This window comes from Gemmobacter sp. (genome assembly GCF_016792925.1).
GTDB lineage: Bacteria > Pseudomonadota > Alphaproteobacteria > Rhodobacterales > Rhodobacteraceae > Gemmobacter.
Genome location: NZ_JAEULU010000121.1, coordinates 1 through 4,287, shown reverse-complemented (window position 1 = coordinate 4,287; position 4,287 = coordinate 1). Strand labels below are relative to the sequence as shown.

Here is a 4,287-nt window from a genome sequence, read left to right as displayed (position 1 = left end):
GGAAGACCTCGACCTCCGGCAGGTCGGTCAGGCTCAGCCCCAGCGCGCGATAGGCGGCGAGGGAGAGTTGCGCGGTGCCGCTGCCCGGTTGCAGCTCCACCTGCACGGTCTGGCCGCTGGCGAGCTTGACCAGCCCCGGCGCGGGCGCGCTCACCAGCACGGTTTTCAGCCAGAATCCCGGCGCCGTCGGATCGCCCAACGAGACGCTGGCCTTGCCAAGGGCGGCCTGCCCGGCCGGTGCGGGCGCGGCGGTGGCGGCGGCGCGCTGCGCCTCGGTCGTGGTGTCCAGCGCCTCGGCGGTGCGGGCGCCCGCAGCGGGCGGCGGCGCGGCCAGCGCAGCCTCGGCCAGCGGCGCGGGGGCCTCGGCCGGGGGCACATCCGGCGCATATTCCGGCCCCGAGTCGGGCACGCTGACCGGCAAGGCGCATCCGGCCAGAATCCCCATCGCCGCCATCACTGCCATCGCCTGCATCCGCATCGCACCCTCCTTGACCATTTGCCACAGCCTAACCCTGCGCTTTCGCGCAATCAACCGTCGCCCCTGCCCTTGCCGCGCCCCGACGGCAGGCGTAGATTCCCCGCATGGACATGGCCCCGCTGATCGACCCCTTCGCCCGCCCGATCCGATACCTGCGGGTCTCGGTCACCGACCGCTGCGACTTCCGCTGCACCTATTGCATGGCGGAACACATGACCTTCCTGCCCAAGGCCGACCTGCTGACGCTGGAGGAGCTGGACCGGCTGTGCAGCGGTTTCATTGGCCTTGGCGTGCGCAAGCTGCGCGTCACCGGCGGCGAGCCGCTGGTGCGGCGCGGCATCCTGTCCTTCTTTCAGGCCATGGGGCGCCACCTGCAAAGCGGCGCGCTGGAGGAGCTGACGCTGACCACCAATGGCAGCCAGCTGGCGCGCTTTGCCGGGGATCTGGCGGGCTGCGGGGTGCGGCGGGTCAATGTCTCGCTGGATACACTGGACCCTGCGAAATTCGCCGAGATCACCCGCTGGGGCCGGTTGCCGCAGGTGCTGGAAGGCATCGCGGCGGCCAAGGCGGCGGGGCTGAGGGTGAAGATCAACGCCGTGGCGCTGAAGGGCTTCAACGAGGTCGAGCTGTTCGGGCTGGTCGACTGGTGCGCGGCGGAAGGCCATGACCTGACCTTTATCGAGGTCATGCCGATGGGCGATATGGAAGACCGGCTGGCGCAATACTGGCCGCTGTCCGATCTGCGGGCGCGGCTGGCCGAGCGCTTCACCCTCACCGATCTGGCCGAGCGCACGGGGGGCCCTGCGCGCTATCTGCGGCTGGAGGAGACCGGGCAGAAGATCGGCCTCATCACGCCGCTGACGCATAACTTCTGCGAAAGCTGCAACCGGGTGCGGCTGACCTGCACGGGCGAGCTGTTCCCCTGCCTCGGGCAGGAACAGGCCACCGACCTGCGCGCCCCCTTGCGCGCCAGCGCCGATCCGGCGGTGCTGGAAGACGCGATCCGGGCAGCGATTGCGAAAAAGCCCAAGGGCCATGATTTCGATTATTCGCGCCAGCGCGTCGCGGGCCAGATGACCCGGCATATGAGCCATACCGGCGGCTGACGGCGGCTGCGGCGCGATCACGGCGCCCAGAGGGCCGCGCGGCGATGGCGATGCCTCTGCGGCCATGAGGCGCCAGAACGGGCCTGATTCCGGTTTTCTGCCCCAGGGGGCCAACCGGCGCGCGGAACGGCCGCGCGGGGTGGCGCGCATCGGTGCGGGGCCTCGCGCGCGGAAAGGCACAGCCCACCGGCCATGGCTGGCCTCCCTTGCCCCTCCGGGCAAGGGAAACAGCGGCGTCCTTGCCCGCCTAGCGCTTGGCCTCGTCCTGCAAGGCCTTGATGTAATCATCCTGCGCCCCGGCCTGTGCGGCGCGGGCGACCAGCTCGTCCAGCGAGGCGCCCTGGGCGGCCTCGCCCCGCAGCGCGCGCAGCCCGGTGAGGGCGGCGCCCGACATGGTGGCAAGCTCGTCCTGCGCGGTCCCGGTGGCGCCGATCAGCGCCGTGAGGTCTTCGCCCACCGGCGCGGGCCGGGCCGCTGCCGGGGCGGGTTGAGGTGCGGCGGTGGCGGCGACCGCGGCGGCCACTGCGGCGGCGAGGCTGTCCGAGGCGGCGGGGGGCGTGGCGGCAGGCGCCTCGGCCACGGCGGCAGGTGCGGCGGCGGCAGATGCGGCGGCGGCGGGCGCGGCGGGTTCTGCCACGGGGGCCGCCACCGGCGCCACAGCCGGAGCGGGCGGCGGTTCGGAAAGACCCTGCAACAGCGCCGCCGTCGCGGCCTCGACCCCGCTGGGCAGCGGCGCGACCGGGGCGCTGGTCTCGGCCCCGCCCGCCTCGGCCGAACCAAAGCCCGAGGCGGCACCGCGCCCTGCCTCGGGGGCGATCAGCCTGGCGATCGGCAGATTGGCGACCTGCTCCACCTTGTCGGCGGTCTCATCCGTCCAGACCAGCATCGGCAGGCCGGTGATCAGGGCGGCAATCGCCACCACAATGCCGATATAGATCAGGCTGATCTTGATCATTCTTGCCTTTCCGCCATGGCGACCGTGAGGCCGAGCATGAGCCAATCTTGCATGCCTCCGCGATAATACCGCAACTTTTCAACAGGATATCCGGCCTCGATCAGGGCCGTCAGCGCGCGGGGCGATTGGTCGCTCCATGCGCCGTTGCAAAACACCACCAGCTCCGGCACGGCAGAGAAATCCAGCTTGCCACCCCCGGCAGGCCGGGCGCCGAGCGCTTGCAGGATGTCATAGCGGAAGGGGTTTTCCGGCGCCAGCGTGGCGAAGGGCACATTGACCGCCGAGGGGATCGAGCCCTTGGCGAACCAGTCGGGCAGGCGCGCATCCAGCAGCACGCCCTCGCCCGTCGCCACCTTGTCGCGCAGGAAGGCCAGCAGCTCCACCTCGCCCAGCGTCGGCACGCCGGGCGCGGCCTGCACCGGCTGCATGCAGAAGGGCGGGCAGGCGCGCGAGGTGCGGGCGAATTCGCCCGTGATCACCGCCTGCGGGTCGGCAGTGCGCGCGATGGTGAAGGTTTGGCCGTTCACCGCGAATCGCAGCTCTGGCAGGCCTTCGATCAGCGCCACCGTCTCGGCGGCGGCAGGCAGTGCCAGAAAGGCATGGGCCAGACAGGCACAAGACAACAGATATGCAAGCGCCTTCTGCGCGCCAAACAGCATATGGAATACCCCCAACACGAAACCACCCGATTTTGGCCGACAGCTGGCAGGCTGTGGTTCGGCGGGGTGGCACCGCAATATCTTGTCAAAAATATGGCGCGGGTTCAACCGCAGATGCGCAAGGCGGGGCGCTCAGCGCAGGCGCAGCTCGCCCGCCTCGACCCGCAGCCGGGTTTCAAAGGCTTTGGAGATATGCGCCTTCAGCGCGGCATAGGCGGCGTCGCCATCGCGGGCGGCAATGGCGGCGACGATGGCCTCATGTTCCGACAGCGCCACCTCGTCGCGGCCTTCGGCGGCGAAAGAGGTATTGGCCATCAGCGCCATCGACCGATGCACGAGGTCCAGCTGCTGCACGAGGAAGCGGTTATGGCTGGCCAGATGGATCTGCTTGTGGAAGCGTTTGTTGGCGCGCGACAGGGCGCGGGGGTCGCCCCCGGTCAGCGCGCGGTCCTCCTCGGCCATCAGGCGCAGCACGCGGATTTCCTCATCGGTGGCGTGGCGGGCGGCGAGGCGGGCGGCAAGGCCCTCCAGCTCGGTGCGCACGGCGTAAAGTTCGGCCAGCTGGTTGTGGTCGAGAGTGGCCACGATCAGGCTGCGGCCATCGCGCGCCAGCATGGATTGGGTTTCCAGCCGTTGCAGCGCCTCGCGCACCGGGGTGCGGGAGACGCCCAGCCGCTCGGCCAGCTCGGATTCGACCAGCCGGTCGCCGGGCTTGTAGACCCCGGCCTCGATGGCTTCGAGAATGAGCGTATAGGCGTCTTTCTGCACGGCAATCCCCTTGGAGGCCCCCTTGGCGGCGCAGGGGCGGCGCGGGCGGGAACCCTAAGCGGCACAGGGCGCGCTGGCAAGGGGGGAGGCTGAGGCGGACCGGCTTTGGCCGGGCATCGCCGGCTCGGGATGCAGCGCGGTGCCCCGGCTGTGCGGGATCGGTGGCGCAAGACCGGCTCGGCCTGGGGCGGGGCCGGATCAGGAAACGCAGCGCGTTTCCCCGGCCCTGTGGGAGCGGTAAAGCCAGACCGGCTCAGCCCATATATCAGAGGCCAGCGCCCGCCCGGCGGGTGTGAAGCACCCGCCCCCCGCAGGGCGGGC

At 70.7% G+C, this 4,287-nt stretch carries 5 protein-coding genes; 1 reads left to right on the top strand and 4 read right to left on the bottom strand.

From position 1 onward, the window contains the following. The coding region (locus JNN06_RS06145) for a hypothetical protein (RefSeq protein ID WP_291238713.1) at positions 1-478 on the bottom strand (478 nt) is incomplete at its 3' end. A 104-nt stretch (positions 479-582) separates the two neighbouring features. On the opposite strand from JNN06_RS06145, the gene moaA reads away from it, so the two are divergent. Continuing rightward, positions 583-1,584, top strand: a complete 1,002-nt coding sequence (gene moaA, locus JNN06_RS06140) for a GTP 3',8-cyclase MoaA (RefSeq protein WP_291238712.1) — start codon at positions 583-585, stop codon at positions 1,582-1,584. A 247-nt stretch (positions 1,585-1,831) separates the two neighbouring features. Here moaA and JNN06_RS06135 read toward each other — a convergent pair whose 3' ends face one another. The 3 genes from JNN06_RS06135 to JNN06_RS06125 all read right to left on the bottom strand — a co-directional run bounded on the left by JNN06_RS06135 (position 1,832) and on the right by JNN06_RS06125 (position 3,966). Continuing rightward, entirely contained in the window at positions 1,832-2,539 is a 708-nt protein-coding gene (locus JNN06_RS06135; protein ID WP_291238711.1) for a hypothetical protein, read from the bottom strand. Further along, positions 2,536-3,216: a rhodanese-like domain-containing protein gene (locus JNN06_RS06130; RefSeq protein ID WP_291238710.1), complete on the bottom strand. Its 681-nt coding sequence runs from the start codon at positions 3,214-3,216 to the stop codon at positions 2,536-2,538. The genes JNN06_RS06135 and JNN06_RS06130 overlap by 4 nt, the downstream gene beginning before the upstream one ends. Before the next feature lie 114 nt (positions 3,217-3,330). Beyond that, complete coding sequence (locus JNN06_RS06125) at positions 3,331-3,966, bottom strand: GntR family transcriptional regulator (protein ID WP_291238709.1); 636 nt, start codon at positions 3,964-3,966, stop codon at positions 3,331-3,333. Positions 3,967-4,287: the final 321 nt, after the last annotated feature.

Bases quoted from the DNA above. Each gene is read 5' to 3' on its own strand.
- moaA (WP_291238712.1), top strand. From the start codon at position 583: ATGGACATGGCCCCGCTGATCGACCCCTTCGCCCGCCCGATCCGATAC.
- JNN06_RS06135 (WP_291238711.1), bottom strand. From the start codon at position 2,539: ATGATCAAGATCAGCCTGATCTATATCGGCATTGTGGTGGCGATTGCC.